The sequence below is a fragment of the Spirillospora sp. NPDC047279 genome (genome assembly GCF_040643285.1).
In the GTDB taxonomy this organism is placed as follows: domain Bacteria; phylum Actinomycetota; class Actinomycetes; order Streptosporangiales; family Streptosporangiaceae; genus Spirillospora.
This window is the reverse complement of the sequence record NZ_JBEYUA010000004.1, coordinates 282,386-300,552: the sequence shown is the minus strand read 5'-3', so window position 1 is coordinate 300,552 and position 18,167 is coordinate 282,386. Positions and strand designations below refer to the sequence as shown.

At 67.8% G+C, this 18,167-nt stretch carries 24 protein-coding genes; 5 read left to right on the top strand and 19 right to left on the bottom strand.

Going from position 1 to position 18,167, the window contains the following annotated elements; genetic code table 11:
- Positions 1-75: 75 nt before the first annotated feature.
- Both ABZ810_RS11980 and rlmN read right to left on the bottom strand, forming a co-directional pair.
- Positions 76-927, bottom strand: a complete 852-nt coding sequence (locus ABZ810_RS11980; protein WP_358402851.1) for a 3-methyladenine DNA glycosylase — start codon at positions 925-927, stop codon at positions 76-78.
- 309 nt (positions 928-1,236) lie between these two features.
- Complete coding sequence (rlmN, locus tag ABZ810_RS11975; RefSeq protein ID WP_358402318.1) at positions 1,237-2,364, bottom strand: 23S rRNA (adenine(2503)-C(2))-methyltransferase RlmN; 1,128 nt, start codon at positions 2,362-2,364, stop codon at positions 1,237-1,239.
- Positions 2,365-2,465: 101 nt separating this feature from the next.
- Between rlmN and ABZ810_RS11970 the strand changes: the two genes are divergently transcribed.
- On the top strand, positions 2,466-3,581 hold the full coding sequence (locus ABZ810_RS11970) for a suppressor of fused domain protein (protein ID WP_358402316.1): 1,116 nt from the start codon (positions 2,466-2,468) through the stop codon (positions 3,579-3,581).
- A gap of 109 nt (positions 3,582-3,690) precedes the next feature.
- Here the strand turns inward: ABZ810_RS11970 and ABZ810_RS11965 are convergent, their stop codons facing one another.
- The 5 genes from ABZ810_RS11965 to rpsB all read right to left on the bottom strand — a co-directional run bounded on the left by ABZ810_RS11965 (position 3,691) and on the right by rpsB (position 8,457).
- Positions 3,691-4,581, bottom strand: coding sequence for a phosphatidate cytidylyltransferase (locus ABZ810_RS11965; RefSeq protein ID WP_358402314.1), 891 nt, complete (start codon positions 4,579-4,581; stop codon positions 3,691-3,693).
- On the bottom strand, positions 4,581-5,138 hold the full coding sequence (gene frr, locus ABZ810_RS11960; RefSeq protein WP_358402312.1) for a ribosome recycling factor: 558 nt from the start codon (positions 5,136-5,138) through the stop codon (positions 4,581-4,583). Before frr ends, ABZ810_RS11965 begins: the two co-directional genes overlap by 1 nt.
- A 63-nt stretch (positions 5,139-5,201) precedes the next feature.
- Entirely contained in the window at positions 5,202-5,969 is a 768-nt protein-coding gene (gene pyrH, locus ABZ810_RS11955) for a UMP kinase (RefSeq protein WP_358402310.1), read from the bottom strand.
- 449 nt (positions 5,970-6,418) lie between these two features.
- A complete protein-coding gene (tsf, locus tag ABZ810_RS11950; protein ID WP_358402308.1) occupies positions 6,419-7,255 on the bottom strand; it encodes a translation elongation factor Ts in 837 nt (278 codons plus the stop codon).
- 116 nt (positions 7,256-7,371) lie between these two features.
- Positions 7,372-8,457, bottom strand: coding sequence for a 30S ribosomal protein S2 (gene rpsB, locus ABZ810_RS11945; RefSeq protein ID WP_358402307.1), 1,086 nt, complete (start codon positions 8,455-8,457; stop codon positions 7,372-7,374).
- Positions 8,458-8,761: 304 nt separating this feature from the next.
- Here rpsB and ABZ810_RS11940 point away from each other — a divergent pair, with 304 nt between their 5' ends.
- Positions 8,762-9,487 carry a peptidoglycan DD-metalloendopeptidase family protein gene (locus ABZ810_RS11940; RefSeq protein WP_358402305.1) on the top strand — a complete coding sequence of 242 codons (726 nt, stop codon included), beginning with the start codon at positions 8,762-8,764 and terminating at the stop codon, positions 9,485-9,487.
- A gap of 6 nt (positions 9,488-9,493) precedes the next feature.
- Here ABZ810_RS11940 and ABZ810_RS11935 read toward each other — a convergent pair whose 3' ends face one another.
- The gene (locus tag ABZ810_RS11935) at positions 9,494-10,408 is read right to left on the bottom strand and encodes a tyrosine recombinase XerC (RefSeq protein WP_358402303.1); all 915 of its coding nucleotides are present in this window, start codon (positions 10,406-10,408) and stop codon (positions 9,494-9,496) included.
- A 110-nt stretch (positions 10,409-10,518) separates the two neighbouring features.
- On the opposite strand from ABZ810_RS11935, the gene ABZ810_RS11930 reads away from it, so the two are divergent.
- The 3 genes from ABZ810_RS11930 (at position 10,519) to ABZ810_RS11920 (ending at position 12,643) form a co-directional block, all read left to right on the top strand.
- Positions 10,519-10,893, top strand: coding sequence for a YraN family protein (locus tag ABZ810_RS11930; protein ID WP_358402301.1), 375 nt, complete (start codon positions 10,519-10,521; stop codon positions 10,891-10,893).
- The gene (locus ABZ810_RS11925) at positions 10,894-11,091 is read left to right on the top strand and encodes a magnesium chelatase domain-containing protein (RefSeq protein WP_358402299.1); all 198 of its coding nucleotides are present in this window, start codon (positions 10,894-10,896) and stop codon (positions 11,089-11,091) included.
- A gap of 76 nt (positions 11,092-11,167) precedes the next feature.
- A complete protein-coding gene (locus ABZ810_RS11920; RefSeq protein WP_358402297.1) occupies positions 11,168-12,643 on the top strand; it encodes a recombinase family protein in 1,476 nt (491 codons plus the stop codon).
- A gap of 80 nt (positions 12,644-12,723) precedes the next feature.
- Here ABZ810_RS11920 and ABZ810_RS11915 read toward each other — a convergent pair whose 3' ends face one another.
- The 11 genes from ABZ810_RS11915 to ABZ810_RS11865 form a co-directional block, all read right to left on the bottom strand.
- Positions 12,724-12,903, bottom strand: coding sequence for a hypothetical protein (locus tag ABZ810_RS11915; RefSeq protein WP_358402296.1), 180 nt, complete (start codon positions 12,901-12,903; stop codon positions 12,724-12,726).
- Positions 12,904-13,076: 173 nt separating this feature from the next.
- Complete coding sequence (locus ABZ810_RS11910; RefSeq protein ID WP_358402294.1) at positions 13,077-13,262, bottom strand: hypothetical protein; 186 nt, start codon at positions 13,260-13,262, stop codon at positions 13,077-13,079.
- Between the two features lie 160 nt (positions 13,263-13,422).
- Positions 13,423-13,656, bottom strand: a complete 234-nt coding sequence (locus tag ABZ810_RS11905; RefSeq protein WP_358402292.1) for a hypothetical protein — start codon at positions 13,654-13,656, stop codon at positions 13,423-13,425.
- Positions 13,653-13,820, bottom strand: a complete 168-nt coding sequence (locus ABZ810_RS11900) for a hypothetical protein (RefSeq protein WP_358402290.1) — start codon at positions 13,818-13,820, stop codon at positions 13,653-13,655. Before ABZ810_RS11900 ends, ABZ810_RS11905 begins: the two co-directional genes overlap by 4 nt.
- Positions 13,817-14,062 carry a hypothetical protein gene (locus ABZ810_RS11895; RefSeq protein ID WP_358402288.1) on the bottom strand — a complete coding sequence of 82 codons (246 nt, stop codon included), beginning with the start codon at positions 14,060-14,062 and terminating at the stop codon, positions 13,817-13,819. Before ABZ810_RS11895 ends, ABZ810_RS11900 begins: the two co-directional genes overlap by 4 nt.
- 57 nt (positions 14,063-14,119) lie before the next feature.
- The gene (locus ABZ810_RS11890; RefSeq protein WP_358402286.1) at positions 14,120-14,380 is read right to left on the bottom strand and encodes a hypothetical protein; all 261 of its coding nucleotides are present in this window, start codon (positions 14,378-14,380) and stop codon (positions 14,120-14,122) included.
- Positions 14,380-14,568: a hypothetical protein gene (locus ABZ810_RS11885; protein WP_358402284.1), complete on the bottom strand. Its 189-nt coding sequence runs from the start codon at positions 14,566-14,568 to the stop codon at positions 14,380-14,382. Before ABZ810_RS11885 ends, ABZ810_RS11890 begins: the two co-directional genes overlap by 1 nt.
- Entirely contained in the window at positions 14,568-15,215 is a 648-nt protein-coding gene (locus ABZ810_RS11880) for an RNA ligase family protein (protein WP_358402282.1), read from the bottom strand. Before ABZ810_RS11880 ends, ABZ810_RS11885 begins: the two co-directional genes overlap by 1 nt.
- A gap of 11 nt (positions 15,216-15,226) precedes the next feature.
- Positions 15,227-17,062 carry a DNA polymerase gene (locus tag ABZ810_RS11875; RefSeq protein WP_358402280.1) on the bottom strand — a complete coding sequence of 612 codons (1,836 nt, stop codon included), beginning with the start codon at positions 17,060-17,062 and terminating at the stop codon, positions 15,227-15,229.
- Positions 17,063-17,138: 76 nt separating this feature from the next.
- A complete protein-coding gene (locus ABZ810_RS11870; RefSeq protein ID WP_358402278.1) occupies positions 17,139-17,714 on the bottom strand; it encodes a hypothetical protein in 576 nt (191 codons plus the stop codon).
- A gap of 121 nt (positions 17,715-17,835) precedes the next feature.
- Positions 17,836-18,165, bottom strand: coding sequence for a hypothetical protein (locus ABZ810_RS11865; protein WP_358402276.1), 330 nt, complete (start codon positions 18,163-18,165; stop codon positions 17,836-17,838).
- Positions 18,166-18,167: the final 2 nt, after the last annotated feature.

The following is an 18,167-nucleotide window of genomic DNA, read 5'->3' as shown; positions in this document are numbered from 1 at the left end:
ACCGCACACGTGGACCAATCGGCATTTAGCGTGGCGCGCGCTCGTTCACCGCGCAACCGCCCGCCTCAGGCGACCTCAGCGGGCCATCAGCCAGGTGCAGGAATCGATGAGGCGCTGCCTCAGCGGACGTGCCCGTTCAGCGAAGGCACGTTGCTCGGCCGCGTACTCGGCGCGGCCTTCCGCGGTCTCGATGCGGATGGGGCGATACCCCAGGGCGCTCAGGTCGTACGGACTGGCGCGCATGTCCACGGTGCGGATGTCGCGGGCGAGGGCGAAGCAGTCGGCGACCAGTTCGCTCCCCACCAGCGGGGACAGTTTGAACGCCCACTTGTAGAGGTCCATGTTGGCGTGCAGGCACCCCGGCTGCTCGAGTTCGGCCTGCCGGTCTCGGGTGGGCTGCAGGACGTTCAGCGGACGGGCCTCGGGCGTGAAGAATCGGAACGCGTCGAAGTGGCTGCAGCGGACGCCGCGTTCCTCGACGACCTCGGCGATCCGTTCTGGTTCGAGGCGCATCGGCCAGGCCGAGTGACGGATCTCCCGCGTCTTGTAGACCATGGCCCATTCGTGCAGGCCGAAGCACCCGAACTGCGCGGCCCGTCCGGCCGTGGCGCTCAGCAGTCCGGCGACGAACTCGATCGTGGCCTTGCGCTTGGCCAGGACGGCCGCGGTGTCCAGGACGGCCCCATCAGAGGTGGCGAGGTAGTCCTGGCCGAAGTCCGCCGCGTCCGCACCGGCGAGATGTACGTCAGCGCCCGGGTGCCACTTGGCCAGCCTCGCCGGGCGGTACCCGTAGTAGCTGAAGAGGAAGTCCTCGACCGGGTGCGCCTCCCCGCGGGCACGCCGTTCGAGATGCGGCCCCAGCCAGGCCGCGACCCGCGTCTCATGCGCCGAAGCCCGCCCACGCCACTCCTCCTCAGCCACCCGCAGGGGTACGGCCGCGCGCCGCGGGACCCGTGCCCGCAAGGTCGGTGCCTGCGCCCTCGACGCCTCCGGACTCGACGCCTGCGGGCTCGGTGCCTGCTGGGTCGGCGCCTGCGGGACCGGCGGTTGCGGAGCGGGCGGCTCCGGGACGGGCGGCCGCAGACCTGGTGGCTGCAAGGTCGGTGGCTGCGGGACCGGCGCCTGCTGGGTCGGCGGCTCCAGAGCCGGTGCCTGCTGAGCGGGCGGTTGCGGGACGGGTGGTTGCGGAGCTGGTGGCTGGTGAGTGGGTGGCTGCGGGGTTGCGGCCGTCACGGGTCAGTCCTTGGTGGCGGCGGCGAGCTGGCCGCAGGCGCCGTCGATCTCGCGGCCCCGGGTGTCGCGGACGGTGACGGCGACGCCGTGGGCCTCCAGGCGGCGGACGAACTCGCGCTCGTCCTCGGGACGGGAGGCGGTCCACTTGGAGCCGGGCGTCGGGTTGAGCGGGATCAGGTTGACGTGGACGAGGCGGCCGCGCAGCAGCTTGCCCAGCATGTCGGCGCGCCAGGCGTGGTCGTTGATGTCCTTGATCAGCGCGTACTCGATCGAGACGCGGCGGCCGGACCTGTCGGCGTACGCCCAGGCGGCGTCCAGGACCTCGCTGACCTTCCACCGGTTGTTGATCGGCACCAGCTCGTCGCGCAGCTCGTCGTCGGGCGCGTGGAGTGAGACGGCGAGGCGGACGGACATGTCCTCGGCGGCCAGCTTCTCGATCGCCGGGACGAGGCCCACGGTGGAGACGGTGACCGAACGCTGGGAGATGCCGAGCCCCGCGGGCGCGGGGTCGGTGATGCGGCGGACGGCCCCGATCACGGCCTTGTAGTTGGCCAGGGGCTCGCCCATGCCCATGAAGACGATGTTGGAGACGCGGCCGGGGCCACCGGCGACCTTGCCGCGCGACATCGCGCGGGCCCCCGCGGCGACCTGCTCGACGATCTCGGCGGTGGACAGGTTGCGGGTCAGCCCGGCCTGGCCGGTGGCGCAGAACGGGCAGTTCATGCCGCAGCCGGCCTGTGAGGAGACGCACATCGTGGCGCGGTCGGGGTAGCGCATCAGCACCGACTCGAAGAGCACGCCGTCGAAGGCCTTCCAGACCGTCTTGAGCGTCTTGCCGCCGTCGCAGGCCAGCTCACGTACGGGAGTGAGCAGATCGGGCAGCAGCTCGGAGGTCAGGCGTTCGCGGATCGCGGCGGGCAGGTCGGTCATCTCCGCCGGGTCGTCGGCGAGGCGCGCGAAGTAGTGCCGTGACAGCTGGTCGGCGCGGAACGGCTTCTCCCCCAGCTCGGCGACCGCCGCCCGGCGTTCGGCCGTGGTCAGGTCGGCGAGGTGGCGCGGCGGCTTGGCGCGCCGGGGCGCCGCGAAGACGAGCTTCGCGGGGGTCTTCGGCGTCTCTTCGGTGGCAGACATGGTCCTTCCAGTGTCGCAAATCCCGGCGTGTGCCTGGGCCGTCCGGGGGTTACGCCCGGGATGCCTGCGAATGACCACTACCTGGGAATAGGCTTTCGATCATGTCGGTATTGCGAAGGGGGTCCGGTTCGACCATCTCGGTCGTGCTGGAGGAGGTCAGCCCGTACGGAAGCCGCAGGCTGGTGGTGGAGACCGACGGCGTCGTCTCGGCCGCCTACCTGCGTGATCCCTCGAACGCGGTGATCGGCGCCGTCTGGGTCGCCAACCACACCGCCGCTCCGGAGGAGTTCGACCGGTCCCGGCTGGAGGCGGGCCTCGCGCCGCAACTCAGCGTCGAGCACGTCGACCACCCCGAGGGGCGCCCGGCTCTCGGCCCGCTGGAGACCGTCTGGTTCGAGGAGGGCGACGGCGTCGCGATCCTGGAGGCCGGTGATCTGGTGTGCGTGATCCCCGGGTGGTCCGACATGGAACGCGGGATCCCGGGCTACAGCCGTGACGCGATCAAGCAGAGCCCGTTCGCCTTCCCGCTCGCCGACGAGGACTTCGGCCCCCGGCTCGAACGGGCCCGCGCGCACTGGAAGGACGTGCACGCCGAGGGCTCGTGGGCGGACTTCCAGCAGTCGGTCCTCGGTCACCTCCTGCAACGTCTGGGCCCTGGCGGGCACTACTGGCACGACGTCGGCCGCCAGCTGCGCGACGGCCTGGCCCCCACGGTCGGCGTCTCCGAACGCCCCGCCCGCGGCGGCCGCGACTTCACGGTGCTCAGCACCGTCGGCATGAGCCGCCAGCGCATGCCCACGATCGAGCTGTACGAGGACGACGTGGCCCCGTACTCCCGCATCGAGCTGGCGCTGGCCACCACCCTGCCCAGCCAGCGTGCGGGCAGCATCTTCCCCTGGCTGGCCCAGTACCCCTGGCGCTCGATCACCTGGTTCGCGCCCGGTGACGTGGTCAAGTGGTACCACGAGGCTCGGACATTCCCGCTGAACACCTCTGAGCAGGCCGAATGGGAGGGTGTCCTCCTGCTCGACGACCCGAGCCGGCTGGCGGGCCCGGTCGATCCGGGGCTCGCCGGGCTCAACGTCCAGGGCGACCCCGTCCGCTGGCTCTGGCTCGTCCCGATCACCGGCGAGGAGCACAACTACGCCAAGAACGAAGGCTCGGACGCCCTGGTCCGGCGCCTGGCCCAGCAGTCCCGCTCCTGGGTGACCGCCTGACCTCAACCCAACCCGACCGCCGCCCAAGCCCGGCCATGCCGTGGAGGCGCACCTAGCACAGGGCGACCCGGCCAGGCCGGTCAACCCGGTCAAAGGCGGGAAGGCGGGGTCAGGTCGAGGGGGTGAGGAGTTCTAGGAGGACCCAGACGACGGGGGCGGTGGCGATCAGGGAGTCGAGACGGTCCATGACGCCGCCGTGGCCGGGGAGCAGGGTGCCCATGTCCTTGAGGCCGAGGTCGCGCTTGACCATCGAGACGATGAGGTCGCCGGCGATGGCGATGATCGCTACCGCGGCGCCGATGAGGGCGCCCTCCCAGAGGTGGCCGTCCAGCAGCCAGGCGACCAGCCAGCCGCCGACCAGCATGCAGACCAGGATGGACCCGGCGGCGCCCTCCCAGGTCTTCTTGGGGCTGATGGAGGGGACCAGCTTGTGCCTGCCGAGGAACGTCCCGGCGAAGTAGCCGCCGATGTCGCTGGCGACGGTGGTCGCGATGAAGATCACGATGCGGTGGTCACCGTCGTCCGGCGCAATGATGAGCGCGACGATGCCCGCCATCAGGACGACGTAGCCGGTGATGAAGACGCCGGCCGTCACGTCCCTGACGTACCCGGCGGGAGGTCCGTCCGCCATGCGCCAGATCAGCACGGCGAGAACGGTCAGCGCGGTGACCGCGACGAGGGGTTCGGGGCCCCAGCCGTACGCGGTGACGGTCGCCGCGACCAGGCCCGCGGCGAGCGGGGGCAGCGCCACCCGGACGTCGCGGGACTTGAACGCCCCGGCCAGTTCGTGCAGGCCGATGAAGAGGAACACCACCATGACGACCAGGAAGATCGCCTTGACGGTGTAGAGCGAGAGCAGCACGAGGGCGCCGAGGGCGGCGCCGACGGCGATGGCGGCGGGAAGGTTGCGTCCCGTCCTCTTGTGGGCCGGTGGCGGGGTGTCGGGAGCCTTCGGCTCATCCGGGGAGCCGGCCGGCTCCCCGGTCGCGTCCAGTTCCATCAAACCTCGAGGAGCTCGGCCTTCTTGTGCTCGAGGAGCTCGTCGATCTGCGCCACGTACTTGTGGGTGGTGTCGTCGAGCTCCTTCTCCGCGCGCCGGACCTCGTCCTCGCCGACCTCGCCGTCCTTGGCGAACTTGTCGAGGGTGTCCTTGGCACGGCGGCGGACGTTGCGGATGGAGATCTTGCTGTCCTCCGCCTTGGAGCCGGCGACCTTGATGAACTCCTTGCGGCGCTCCTCCGAGAGGTCGGGGAAGACCACGCGGATGACGTTGCCGTCGTTGGTGGGGTTGACGCCGAGGTCGCTGTCGCGGATCGCCCTCTCCACCGCCTGCATGGACGACTTGTCGAAGACCTGCACGATGACCATGCGCGGCTCCGGCAGCGTGAACGACGCCAGCTGGTTGATCGGCGTCGGCGTGCCGTAGTACTCCGCGGTGATCTTGTTGAACATGGCGGGAGTGACCCGGCCGGTGCGGATGGCCTGGAAGTCCTCCTTGGCGACCGCGACCGCCTTCTCCATTTTCTCCTCGGCTTCGAGGAGAGTCTCGTCGATCACTTCGACTCCCGTGTCATCTGGTCGGCCAATCTCACCTGAACACCGGTGCCCGCTCGGCCCCGGTCAGCCCTCGGCCGGGCTGACCAGCGTGCCGATCTTCTCACCCCGGACGGCCCGGACGATGTTGCCCTGCCCCATGAGGTCGAAGACCACGATGGGCATGTCGTTGTCCATACAGAGGCTGATGGCCGTGGCGTCCATGACCTTCAGTCCCCGCTGTAGAACCTCACCGTAATCCAAACGGTCGAACTTGACCGCGTCCGGATTCTTTCGCGGATCGGCGTCGTAGACACCATCGACTTGCGTTCCCTTGAGCACCGCTTCGGCGCCGATCTCCAGCGCGCGCTGCGCGGCGGTGGTGTCGGTGGAGAAGAACGGCTGGCCGAGGCCCGCTCCGAAGATCACCACGCGCCCCTTCTCGAGGTGCCGCATGGCGCGCCGCGGGATGTACGGCTCGGCGACCTGGCTCATCGTGATCGCCGTCTGGACGCGGGTGTCGAGCCCGAGCTTCTCGAGGAAGTCCTGCAGCGCCAGGCAGTTGATGACGGTGCCGATCATGCCCATGTAGTCGGCGCGGCCGCGGTCCATGCCGCGTTCGGCCATGGCGGCGCCGCGGAACATGTTGCCGCCGCCGCAGACCACCGCGACCTGCACTCCGTCGCGTACGGCCTCGGCGATCGCCTCCGCCACGTGCTGCACGACCTCGGGGTCGATGCCGAGCGGGTCGCGGCCGGCGAACGCCTCGCCGGACAGCTTCAGCAGGACGCGCTTCCAGCCCGCACGCGGGGCACGGGCGTCCCCGGCGGACGGCCCGGGCATACCAGCGGTCATGGACGTTCCGGACGTGGATGCAGACGGCGAGGCCGCCGTCGTGTCAGTGTCCGTTGTCTCCTGCACGTCGGCGGCCTCCTCGTTTCGCGGCTTCGTAATCTTGTCGGTCCCTGTCATTCGGGGCCCCAGATCCTGGGGTAGCCGTGGTGTCTCGCTCGTGGCGGCCGCGGTGCCTCACGCGCTTGTGGCACGTGCGTCGCGTGCGGTTCCGCCACAAACCCCTTACTTCCAGGGTGCCCCTAAGTGGCGAGTCTGCACTCACCGACCCCGGGGGATCCCGCTCTAGGCCGTCACGCCCTGGCCGTTCGGGCGTTCACCCCGCCGGGGCTCCGGTCCGGTCGAGGGGCGTGCCCACCGTCTCGTTCCAAGACGGGACGGTGGGTGCCTGCGCTCGTCGGGCCCGGCGCTTGCGCGGCGGGCGACGCCCGTTCAGCCGGTGGCGGCGAACGTCAGCTCTGCCCGACCTTGAAGCGGGCGAAGCGCTGGACGTTGACGCCGGCCTCCTGGAGGACCTTCGCGATCGTCTTCTTGTTGTCCTTCACGAACGCCTGCTCGACCAGGACGAAGTCCCGGAAGTAGGCGTTGACGCGACCCTCGACGATCTTGGGGATGGCCTGCTCGGGCTTGCCCTCGTCGCGGGTCAGCTGCTCGGCGAGCGCGCGCTCCTTCTCGATCGCCTCGGCCGGGATCTCCTCCCGGGTGAGGTACTTCGGAGCCATCGCCGCGATCTGCTGGGCGACGTCCTTGGCGACCTCGGCGTTCTCGGTGTCGAGCTCGACCAGCACGCCGGTGGTCGGCGGCAGCTGCGGGTCGGACTTGTGCAGGTAGCTGGCCACGAACGCGCCCTGGAAGTGGGCGTAGCGGCCGAGCTCCAGCTTCTCGCCGATCTTGGCGCCGTTCTCCTCGATGAGGGCCTGAACGGTCTTGCCCGGCTCGATCTCGAGGCCCTTCAGGGTCTCGGCGTCGGTGGCGTCGCTCGTGGCGGCGAACTCGACCAGCCGGTTCGCCAGGGAGATGAACTCCTCGTTCTTGGCGACGAAGTCGGTCTCGCACTTGAGCTCGAGCAGGGCGCCGTCGCCGGAGCCGTCGAAGCGCTCGACGACCAGGCCGTTGGCGGCGGTGCGCTCGGCGCGCTTGCCGACGTCCTTGGCGCCCTTGAGGCGCAGGATCTCCGTCGCCTTCTCGAAGTCGCCGTCGGCCTCGGTGAGAGCGTTCTTTACAGCCATCATGCCGGAGCCGGTCAGCTCGCGGAGCCGCTTGACGTCAGCGGCGGTGAAGTTCGCCATCGTTCTCTTCGTCTCTGTCGGGATGGGAAGTCTGCTGATGGAGACCGGCCCCGGGGCGGTGGCGGCCGCCGTACGTCTCGTACGGCGGACCGCCCCGCCCCGGGGACACGCGATCGTCAGGCCTGCGCGGCCTCGTCGCCCTTGACCTCGGCGGCCGGCGCGTCAGCGGCGGGAGCGTCCGCGGCCGGAGCCTCCGCAGCCGGAGCGTCCGCGGCCGGAGCCTCCGTGGCCGGAGCGTCCGCGGCCGGAGCCTCCGTGGCCAGAGCGTCCGCAGCCGGAGCGTCGGCGGCCGGAGCCTCGCCGTCCTTGGCCTCGGCGGCGGCGGCAGCGGCGGCCGCGTCCTCGCCGGTGGCGACGGCCTCGGCGGCCGGGACCTCGGCGTCGGCGACCTTGGCGGTCTCGGCGCCGGACTGCTCCTTGTTCTCCAGCAGCTCGCGCTCCCACTCGGCCAGCGGCTCGGCGGCCTGGCCGCCCTCGGCCGGCTTCTCGTCGCCACCGGAGGCGGCGCCGGCGCGGGCGATGAGGCCGTCGGCGACCGAGTCCGCGACCACGCGGGTCAGCAGGCTGACACTGCGGATGGCGTCGTCGTTACCCGGGATCGGGTAGTCGACCTCGTCCGGGTCGCAGTTGGTGTCGAGGATCGCGACGACCGGGATGCCCAGCTTGCGGGCCTCGTTGACGGCGATGTGCTCCTTCTTGGTGTCCACGATCCAGATGGCGCTGGGAACCTTCGCCATGTCGCGGATACCGCCGAGGGTGCGCTCGAGCTTGTCCTTCTCGCGGCGGAGACCGAGGAGCTCCTTCTTGGTCATGCCGGAGCCCGCGACGTCGTCGTAGTTGATCTCCTCCAGCTCCTTGAGCCGGGTGAGCCGCTTGTGGACGGTGGAGAAGTTGGTGAGCATGCCGCCCAGCCAGCGCTGGTTGACGTACGGCATGCCGACCCGCGTGGCCTGCTCGGCGATGGCCTCCTGGGCCTGCTTCTTGGTGCCGACGAACAGGATCGTGCCGCCGTGCGCGACCGTGGCCTTGACGAACTCGAAGGCGCGGTCGATGTAGGACAGCGACTGCTGCAGGTCGATGATGTAAATGCCGTTGCGGTCCGTGAGGATGAACCGCTTCATCTTCGGGTTCCACCGGCGAGTCTGGTGGCCGAAGTGGACGCCGCTCTCGAGCAGCTGCCGCATGGTGACGACGGGTGCCATGGCCCGTGTTCTCCTGTCCGGCCCGGGTGGTCCCGGGCCACGTTCTCGGTTGGGTGCCGGCGCCCGGACGCAACCCCTCCGCCACCGGGGTGACGGACCGAGAGGTTGTGACCCACCTGTCAGAAGCAGGTGGCTGGCGAGCGCGTGAATTCGGCCGCTTGGGTTAGCACCCGCGCGACCGTCTCCCAAGTCTATGGGATGACCGCCGTACACGTGGAATCAACCGGACCTGCCCGGCCGCGGGTTTTCCACAATCGGGCCGCACCCTGGTGACCAGCCGCCCCGTCCGGCCACGCTGCGAGGTATGACCCTCGTCACACTGCTGCTCACCTGCACCTTGATCGCCCCCGCTCTCCCCGGCGCGGACGATGCGCCCGGCACCGCCTTTTCGGCGGTCCCGGCCTCGTGGCGCTGGCCGTTAGGCCCGCCCGCACCGCGCGTCATCAGGGGGTTCTCGCCGCCTCCGGCTCCGTGGGCGGCCGGCCACCGCGGCGTCGACCTCGCCGCCAGGCCAGGCCAGCCGGTGTACGCCGCCGGGCCGGGGCGCGTCTCGTACACCGGTGTCCTGGCCGGACGGGGTGTGGTCGCCATCACCCACGGCCCCCTGCGGACCACGTACCTTCCCGTACGATCGGCCGTCCCCAAGGGCCGCCGGGTGGCCGCGGGGACGCGCATAGGCTTCGTGCAGGACGTCCCCGGGCACTGCCCGGCCACGTGCCTCCACTGGGGGCTGCTGAAGGGCCGCACCTACCTGGATCCCTTGACCCTCGTCCGCCCTCGCGTCCGGCTGCTCCCACTCTGGCCTAGCAAGACCGTGACCCCGCCCACCAGCGACGCAAAGCCTTCCGAGGCCTCCGAGCCCCGGATGGACCTGCGCGACGCCACAACCGCCACTGGCGGCGCGATAGCGGGGATGTTGCTGGCCCTGTCCCTCTCCCTCATCTGGCGGACCGCCCGGGGCCTGCTGCGCCGCAAGACCCCTCCGGGCGTCATCGACCTGGCCCACGAGCGCCGCCACAGGCGCCCCTAGTGGGGGTCACTCCGAGCCGCGCGGATGGGCCTGGCGGTGCACCTGCTTCAGGCGTTCGGCCGAGACGTGGGTGTAGAGCTGGGTGGTCTGCAACGAGGCGTGCCCCAGGATCTCCTGGACGCTGCGCAGGTCGGCGCCGCCCTCCAGCAGATGGGTGGCGGCGCTGTGGCGCAGGCCGTGCGGGCTCAGGTCGGGGACCTCCCCGACCTCCCCGATACGGGCGTGGACGATGCGGCGCGCGCTGGTGGGGTGGAGCCTTCCGCCGCGCGCGCCCAGGAACAGCGCGGAGCCGCTCTCCCCGGTCATCAGGGCCCCGCGCCCGTCGCGCAGCCACGCCTCCACGGCGCTCGCCGCCGGTGCGCCCATGGGCACCACGCGTTCACGTCCCCCCTTGCCCAGGACGCGTGCCGTGCGTCGTTCGGTGTCCAGGTCCTCGATGTCCAGGCCGCACAGCTCGCTGACGCGCACTCCCGTCCCGTAGAGGACCTCCAGAACGGCCCTGTCCCGCAGGCCGAGCGGCCCCTCCGCCTCCATCTCCTCCAGGAGCCGCGACGCCTCGCCCTGCGTGATGACTGCGGGGAGGTCACGTTGCCTCTTGGGCGTCCCCAGGAGGGGGCCGGGGTCGTGCGTGAGCAGGCCCCGCCTGTGGAGGTGCCGGGTGAACGCTCGGGCGGCCGCCGTACGCCTGGCCAGCGTGGCCCGCGCCCGCCCGAGCGCGTGCTGCCTGGCCAGCCATCCCCGGAGCACTCCCACGTCGAGATCATCGGGCTCCCCGACCCCGACGTTCTCCGCGTACTCGCAAAGATCACCGAGATCCCCCATGTAGGCCCGCAGGGTGTGCGGCGACACGTCGCGCTCCGCCCGCAGATGCCGTTCGAAGTCGGCGAGCGCCTCTCGCGCCCATGCGGCCTGTGGTTCCACATCGGCCACGCTGCGCCACCGTCCTCACCAAAGCAAGCACCCGAGCCCGGGTTATCCACAGAATTCGGTTCGGCTTCCGTCCGCGCTCCGCGGGGTGCACCGTCGAACGCATGAACGCGAACAGGACTCTGGGGCAACGCGGCGAGGACGCGGCGGCGGCCTACCTCACCAAGATCGGCTGGACGATCGTCGAGCGCAACTGGCGATGCAGGCAGGGCGAGCTCGACATCGTCGCCCACGACGGGCGGCGCCACGTCGTCTGCGAGGTCAAGACCCGCCGCGGCGTCACCCTCGGCACCCCGTTCGAGGCCATCACCTCCGACAAGGCCGTCAGGTTACGCCGCCTCGCCTGGGAGTGGGCGTCCCACAACGGCGTCCCCGGCGCCCGCATACGCGTCGATGCCCTCTGCCTGCTCCCCGCCCGCCACCCGGGCGACCTGGTGGTCGACGGTTTCTCCATCGAGCACGAGCGGGACGTGATCTGAGTGGCTCTCGCCAAGACCCGCTCCGTGGCCCTGGTCGGCGTCGACGGCTTCATGGTGGACGTCGAGGCCGCCATCACCAGCGGCGTCCCCGGCCTGCACCTCGTCGGCCTGCCCGACGCCGCCCTCAACGAGGCCCGGGACCGCGTCCGCGCCGCCATCTTCAACTCCGGCGAAGACTGGCCCAACCGGAAGCTTTGACAACAGGTATCCTAGCACAGCAACGGGAGGAAGATCAGTGCAGACAGGGGCAGAGCGCCGTAGGGCGGTTGGGGCAGTGAGGCTATCCAGTCTCACGGAGGAGACCACCTCGCCAGAGCGCCAGCGGGAAGCCGAGCAGGCGTGGGCCGACACCAACAACACCGAGATCATCGGTTGGGCTATCGACCTGGACGTGTCGGCCAGCATCCCCCCATGGGAGCGCCCAGAGCTGGGGGCGTGGCTTGAGCGCCACACCGAGTACGACATCCTCATCTGGGCCAAGCTGGACCGGGCCGTCCGCTCCCTGCGTGACTTCGTGGACCTCATGGCCTGGTCGGAGAAGCACGGCATCGGCCTGGTGATCCTCGACCCCCAGATCGACCTCACGGACATGTGGGGAAGAGCGATGGGCGGAATCCTCGCTGTGTTCGCCGAACTAGAACGCAACATGATCCAGAAGCGAACGAAGGAGGGGTACGCGGAAGTTCTCCGACAAGGTCGCTGGCCTGGAGGACGAGTCCCCTTCGGCTACACCGCCGTCGAGCGCGACGACGGAAACGGCTGGAAGCTCATCGTCAACGATGCACAAGCTCAGGTCCTCCGCACCGTCATCAATCGCATCATCGGCGGCGCATCAACCCTCTCGCAGGTCAACTGGCTGAATGAGACCAAGGTCCCCACGGCGCGTGGCGCCGAGTCCTGGGGATACACGTCCGTGTACGAGATGCTGCGGTCACCGGCCTTGCTCGGCCAGCGCATCAAGGACCGGGGTAACACCAAGCACAAAAAGTGGGATGTCCTCCGCGGACCCGATGGACTGCCCATCCAGTTCGCCGAACCGATCATCAGGCGGGAGACCTGGGAACGTCTTCAGGAGAAGCTCGAAGCCAATGCCTACAACACCACGGGCAACAGGCACGACGCTGCCCCTCTTCTTCAAGTGGGGTTCTGCGCTCGATGCGAGCGTCCGCTGTACCGGCGCGGTGTTGAGAAGGAGATGGCTGACGGGAGCCTTAAGCCGTACTTCTACTACCGCTGCGCTTCGGCGAGCGACGCAACGGTGCCAAAGGCGCGGAAGTGTTCCGACAAGCCGTACAGGTTCCAGGAACTTGAGGAGCTGGTCTTCGCTGAGGTCCTGAACGTGATCGGCGGACTCGAAGTCCAACAGCGCGTGTATGTGCCGGGTGAGGACCACACGGAAACCCTGGAAACGGCGCAGGCCGCCTACACCGAGTTGGCAGAGCAGCTCACCATCACCCGGTCGTCGTCTGGACGCAAGAAGATCATGGAGCAGCTCAGCTCCCTGGACGAACGGATCGCTGAACTGGAGGAGTTGCCCATCCGACCGTCCTCCTGGCACTACGAAGGCACGGGGCAGACCTACGCCAAACTGTGGGAGACCCTCTCGGACGTTGAGCGTGGTGCCCTACTCCGGGAGGCGGGGGTCAAGGTGATGTGCGTCCGGAAGCCGGACCACACCCCGGTCGCAGGCGTAGTCCTCCCGCCGAACCTTGCTGAACGCGCCAAGAGTTGGGCCAGCGGCAGGCGCTAGCTTCCCGAAACCCAAAAAAGGCCCCCGGCTCGATATGAGCCGGGGGCCTTTTCAACTTGACTATTCGTGGCGGACGGATCTCAGGCTGCTATTGCAAGAATCCGCTCCATCACACTGTCGACAGTGCCACCTCGAATGACGATCCACGGCCGTTGAAAGCCATCGAGACGTTCGACGGTCTCCCTCAATCCATCCACGGCGCCGGCAACATGCGTAGCCATGTCTGATTCCTCAGCCGCTCTCAATACTTCGTCACTCACTTAGTCTCCAAGCCGACAAACCCCGACCCACACAAGGGGCCGGGGGTTGGGGATTCTCAGCTATTCGGGAGGGGACTGGTAGCAGTCCTCGCAGACGTAGACCTCGTAGTCCTCGTCCCACTCCAGCGCTTCGGTTTCTTCGCCGCAGGCTCCGCAGTGGTCACCGGAGACGTTCACGCGACTCCACCTGTGTTCTGGTTGCCGAACTCGCCCAGCAGGTCCAGTACGTGGCCGTACGAGAAGGGCTCGAAGGTCTCTTCGTCCTCGTAGCCAGAGCCGCCGTGGCGGATCGGCTCGGCGATGTTGTCCTCCACTCCCCCATAGGGTGTGCCGTAGGGGTCGAGAATGGTCCAGCTCATTAGGTCTCCGGGCATACAAAAGGCCCCAGACCGGGAGTCGAATGCAGCTCGCGTGAATGAAAGCTCTCCCGGCCTGAGGCCGTACGGTCATGTTAGTTGATGGCTAGCTGGCCGTCTGGCCAGATCACGGCGCGGATGCCAGAGGCTCGGATGAGCTTCATCAGCTCTCCAGGACGGTGATGTTCTGCCGGACCTGACACGCCCTACGGCCGTCCTTGGTCCTGTTCCAGCTACCTCTGGAGCAGGCTTCGACCTCGATCATCACCGTGCCCTTGGTCGTGATCTCAACGACCCGGCCGACCAGCATTCGGGATGCGCTTCGCCGGTAGTGCTCGCAGTAGCTCACGAGAGAGCCGATGCCGTACTCGACACCTCGCCAATCGCCGAGGGTCATTTGAACTCCCCCGTGACCTCGTGCCAGTTGCCGAGGAAGCCGAGTTTGTAGACTCGGTCGCCCTTGTTGTGGTTGAGCGAGAGCTTCACGTGCCCTCGGCTGTGGTACAGCCGGTTCTTTCGACCCACCACGAAGAAGATCTCTTTCGGGAACTTCGGGTTCATCGCGTGTCCTCTCCGACCACGGGACCGTGCTGGCCTGTCTCGTACTCGGGCCCGTAGAACTCGTCCACGGTCATCCAATCGTCGGCGTCCGCCGACCACTTTCCGAACGAGCCCCACCCGCTTTCGCGAGCGGTGAACTCTGGCAGCTCCTCAAATGCCGCCTCTACCGCCTCATCCTCGGTCTCGGCTTCCACGAATACCGAGGCCCACGTGGTCCTGGCGAAGTTGACGCGATACTTCATTTCTCTCCCCTACACAAAGGGCCCCGGCCGAAGCCGGGGCCCGTTTACACGTGCCTGTTACTTGGTCAAGTCGTCGCTGGGTTCCTCAGCCGGAGGCTGGTAGCGCTCCAGGAGTTGCGACCGGGCGTGGCGGGCGACGAGCCGCCCGTACTGGTGCTTGTCGAGGCTCACGCGAAACCACGCTTTGTCGGTGTTCAGCCGGAGCACCCGGAGCCAGCTCCCATTGACCTCGCTGAGGAGGTCCCGTGAGGCGCTGAGATCGGAGACGAGGAGAGCCAGGCCCGCTTCGTTGACGTCCAGATCGAAGCGACGGGCCATCAGACGTACTCGCCCATCGCGACCTGGACCTCGTCAAGGAAGGTCCGCAGGTCACGGCCCCGCTGCTCGATATCGGGGTCGTCTGACCAGGTCACCATGTAGTCCATCCCCATGCGGAGGGTGCTGATCTCGCCCCAGGTCAGCGTCAGCTTGGCCTTCGGCTCGGTGACAACCGTGAACTCGGCCATCAGACGGCCACCGCCTGGAGCTGCCACTTGTGCAGGTCGTCGCCACCGAGGTACTTGTAGACCTGCTTGCTGGCCGTGTGGTGGACGATCACGCCCTCGGGGGTCATGTAGCCGGGGACGGCCCGAGATCCCCGGGTCATCAGCTCGTCGTAGACCTCAACGACCTTGGCCGTGTCGAACGGCCCCTGGTAGAGCTGCGGGACCGCCTCCAGGCCTGGCACAACGCTGGGGTTCTCGTTCAGGTGCCCCCAGCGGGAAACGTTGAAGAGGGCGAAGCGTCGGTGGTCGAGGCCGTACCTGCGGCCGATCTTCTGGCCGTACCACTCGCCGTAGTGGTAGCCCTCTCCGAGGGTCGTCACCAGGCCCGCCGCGTTCGCCTTGACCCACTGTGCGAAGCCCTGATTGTCACGGCGACGCCAGTCCAGGTCGTCCATGCCCTGGGGCCCCACGGGGAGCATCCGGTTCCGGGACTGCGCCCCGATCTGGAAGATGCCCTCGTCCGTGCCGACGATAAGGCCGCCGGAGAAGGGCACTCCCGTGATGTTCTTGATCACCACGCACCCGTTGGTACCGTCCAACTTCTCGGTGATGATCATGTCTTTCACGAGTCGCGGAGTCTTACCCCACGGCTGGAACTCAAGCGCCATCAATCTCTCCCTTAGTGTTTGGTGTCGCCTTCGTAAATCGACCCCCACGACCGTCCGGCCAATTCCGGGTCGGTCGGGACTACGAGTCCCTTGATGACGTGGGTCATGATCCGGGCAGCGTCAGCGGCCATCTCTTCCGCTCGCTCCTCCGGGAAAGAAAAAAGAACCTCGTCGTGAATCGGGAGTCGCATGTAGGGCGTGTATCCGGCGCGGTCCAGTCGGACCAACGCCGCTCCCGTGATGTCGCGAGAGCTGGACTGGACAACGTAGTTCAGCGCCGAGTAGGGGCGCTGCTTGTCCACGTACAAACGACGGCCAGTGGCCGTCTCGACGTAGCCGAATCGGCGGGCCTGCTTCTGGAGCTTCTTTGAGTAGGCCGTGACGCCCTTGTAGGTCTCGTCAAAGGCGTCGGAGATCCTCTGGCCGACCTCCAGGAGCACGCCGGCCCCGTCCGCAATGGCCTGCGCTCCCCCACCGAATGCCTTGCTGAAGTTGCCCGTCTTGCCACCGCTGCGTTCCACTCCGGCGGCGTCCGCGGTGATCTGGTGGAGGTCTTTGCCCTGGACGAATGCCTCGGTCATGACCGGGTCGCCCGAGAGGGCGGCCATGACTCGAAGTTCCATGTTGCTGTAGTCGATGGAAGCGATCCGGTGGCCCACTTCAGCGAGGAAGCAGTTCCGGACGTACGGGTCGCCCGAAGGGAGCGTCTGGGCAGGAATGCCGGTGATGGACATGCGAGCTGTGCGTGCCTGCATCGTGTTGATGGAGGCGTGGCAGCGTCCGTCCGCGCCCGCGTTCTCCAAGAACGACTCGAACCATGTCTTGCGCCACTTCCCGGCCTTCTTGCCTTCCCGGATGGCCTCGGCGAGCTGGTCGCCTTTGTCGGCCCAGTGGTTCAGGAATGCTTCATCGACCTGGAGCTGTCCCTTGTCGGTGAAGGTGAACTCGTAGATGCCCCGGTCCATGAAGGCCAGGGCCATCTGCTGGGTACTGCCCCAGTTGGTCTCGTCCAGGTCGTAGAAGGTCTCGCCCTCGTAGACCGTGTGCTGGAGTAGCTCGGCCTCGGCCTGCATCTCCCAGTAGGTCTCGATCTCGGCGAGCTTCTGGGCTTCGGCCTGCGTGTACTCGGTGTCGAGAATGAAGCCGTCGCGCTGGATCTCAGCGCAGATCCGGGCGAGGTCGTGCTCGTAGGTGATGAGCTTGCGGGCCGACGTCGGAACCTTCGGAGTCAGGACGTTGGCGAGCATGAAGGTCGTGATGACGTCCGCGCCGGCGTAGAGGTTGTAACCCTCGTGATCGAGCGGGACCAGGCGGTAGAAGTCCTCCTTGGAGACCTTCATGGCCTTGGCCATCTCGGTGATGGAGCCCTTGACCTCTTTGGCAACGCGCTGGTCCAGGTAGGCCGCGATCAGCTCTTCGAGCTTGTGGCCGGTTCCGCCTTCCTTGAAGGCGCGGGAGTCCACCAGGCGGGAGATGACGCCCGTGTCGGTGGACTTGGGGTACAGCTCCTCGACCGGGATGCCCAGCTCTTTGTCCACGACCAGGAGGTCATAGGTCGCGTTGTGGATGAAGATCCGCTTGAGGTAGCGGAGGGCCTTGCCGACTAGGTCCCGAAGGTAGGGGCTGTTTTCGACCGGCAGGACGTAAGCCTCTTCGGCGTTGCCGAATTGGGCGAGCCGCCACTTCCACCCCGGCTTGTAGATGTTCGTGCCGGTGGTCTCGGTGTCGAACGCCAGGCCGTTCTGGTTGCGCCGGATGAAGTCCTGGAAAGAAAGAACGTCCTCCGCTGTCTCAAGGATGTTTACACGCGCTGCTCTGCCAGCGACGTTGAACGTCTGTGTCTTCAAGTGCCCTCCTTTCCAGGAAGCGGAAAGGGCCGCCCCCGCAGAGGCGACCCACCATCAAACCGCTGTCAAACTGCTGTTAGTTGTCCAAAAAAATCGGCTTGCACTTGTCGGGGGCGTTCTGGTCGGTCGGGCAGAAGAACGCCTGGTAGGGCTTGTTCCACTTGTTGGTGCCCGAGCGGAAGATCATGCCGCCGTGCTGGCAGGACTTCTGCTCGACACCCGGCGGCAGGGAGTTCCCGCCACCGTTGCCGTTGGCGCGACGCTGGTAGTTGCCGCCGCCGCCGCCGTTGCCACCGCCGCCACTGCGCTGGGCACCGCCGGACGCCCCGGCCTGGCCCTTGTACTGGGTTCGGGCGAACTCGGCGGCGTTGCTCACCATCTCGATGACCCCGTGATCGGCCAGGGCCTTCAGCATGGCGACGGTGTTGGCCGCCGCCTCCTGAGCGGTCTGGCCCGAGACCCACGGGTTGATCCACTCCGCGTCGTAGGCGTTGTTGGCCTTCAGCGTGAGCTTGATCGAGAAGCGGTCGCGATTCTCGGCGGGAACGGTCACAGATGCCTCCTGGGCGTTGGCGGAGCTGAACGGGGCGGAGTTGGCCCAAGGGTCGGTCGGCGCGTCGTTGGTGGACGGGGCGAACGGGTCGTCGGACATGAATCTCCTTAGAGGGCGGTGATCGAGAGCAGGAGGGCGAGGAGGGCAATCAGGAAAGTGAGCCCCAGGGCAGAGAAGATGATGCAGCCCGCCACGGCGTTCTCGGCGTCCTTGGTGGCCATCAGGCGTTCACCACCTTGTCGATCAGGTTGACCACGTCGTTCTCAGTGAAGCCCACGTAGCCCCAGCTCCGCTTCTCGTTGGTGGCCTCCTGGATCTTCATCGCGATCCGCCAGGGGTCATCAAACTCGATGTCCTCGACCTCGAAGGCCTCGAACGGACAGGGGCACGAACAGCCCGAGTCACGGCCGTAGCCGAGCCGGCCAGTAGCCTTCTCCCGCCAGACCACGAACGTGTCGAACTCGTATCCCCCGAGGAACTCCAGCTCGCCCACGATCTCCAGGCCGCATTCCTGGGGGTTGAAGTAGATGTTCTTGTCGAAACTGGGCAATT

What these genes read in the sequence shown, in the direction of transcription:
- rlmN (WP_358402318.1), bottom strand. Translation starts at nt 2,364, where the DNA reads ATGTCTGCCACCGAAGAGACGCCGAAGACCCCCGCGAAGCTCGTCTTC.
- ABZ810_RS11885 (WP_358402284.1), bottom strand. Translation starts at nt 14,568, where the DNA reads ATGGCCGAGTTCACGGTTGTCACCGAGCCGAAGGCCAAGCTGACGCTG.
- rpsB (WP_358402307.1), bottom strand. Translation starts at nt 8,457, where the DNA reads ATGGCACCCGTCGTCACCATGCGGCAGCTGCTCGAGAGCGGCGTCCAC.
- tsf (WP_358402308.1), bottom strand. Translation starts at nt 7,255, where the DNA reads ATGGCGAACTTCACCGCCGCTGACGTCAAGCGGCTCCGCGAGCTGACC.
- pyrH (WP_358402310.1), bottom strand. Translation starts at nt 5,969, where the DNA reads ATGACCGCTGGTATGCCCGGGCCGTCCGCCGGGGACGCCCGTGCCCCG.
- ABZ810_RS11930 (WP_358402301.1), top strand. Translation starts at nt 10,519, where the DNA reads ATGAACGCGAACAGGACTCTGGGGCAACGCGGCGAGGACGCGGCGGCG.
- ABZ810_RS11880 (WP_358402282.1), bottom strand. Translation starts at nt 15,215, where the DNA reads ATGGCGCTTGAGTTCCAGCCGTGGGGTAAGACTCCGCGACTCGTGAAA.
- ABZ810_RS11870 (WP_358402278.1), bottom strand. Translation starts at nt 17,714, where the DNA reads ATGTCCGACGACCCGTTCGCCCCGTCCACCAACGACGCGCCGACCGAC.
- ABZ810_RS11895 (WP_358402288.1), bottom strand. Translation starts at nt 14,062, where the DNA reads ATGAAGTATCGCGTCAACTTCGCCAGGACCACGTGGGCCTCGGTATTC.
- ABZ810_RS11890 (WP_358402286.1), bottom strand. Translation starts at nt 14,380, where the DNA reads ATGGCCCGTCGCTTCGATCTGGACGTCAACGAAGCGGGCCTGGCTCTC.
- ABZ810_RS11940 (WP_358402305.1), top strand. Translation starts at nt 8,762, where the DNA reads ATGACCCTCGTCACACTGCTGCTCACCTGCACCTTGATCGCCCCCGCT.
- ABZ810_RS11905 (WP_358402292.1), bottom strand. Translation starts at nt 13,656, where the DNA reads ATGACCCTCGGCGATTGGCGAGGTGTCGAGTACGGCATCGGCTCTCTC.
- ABZ810_RS11970 (WP_358402316.1), top strand. Translation starts at nt 2,466, where the DNA reads ATGTCGGTATTGCGAAGGGGGTCCGGTTCGACCATCTCGGTCGTGCTG.
- ABZ810_RS11965 (WP_358402314.1), bottom strand. Translation starts at nt 4,581, where the DNA reads ATGGAACTGGACGCGACCGGGGAGCCGGCCGGCTCCCCGGATGAGCCG.
- ABZ810_RS11910 (WP_358402294.1), bottom strand. Translation starts at nt 13,262, where the DNA reads ATGAGCTGGACCATTCTCGACCCCTACGGCACACCCTATGGGGGAGTG.
- ABZ810_RS11900 (WP_358402290.1), bottom strand. Translation starts at nt 13,820, where the DNA reads ATGAACCCGAAGTTCCCGAAAGAGATCTTCTTCGTGGTGGGTCGAAAG.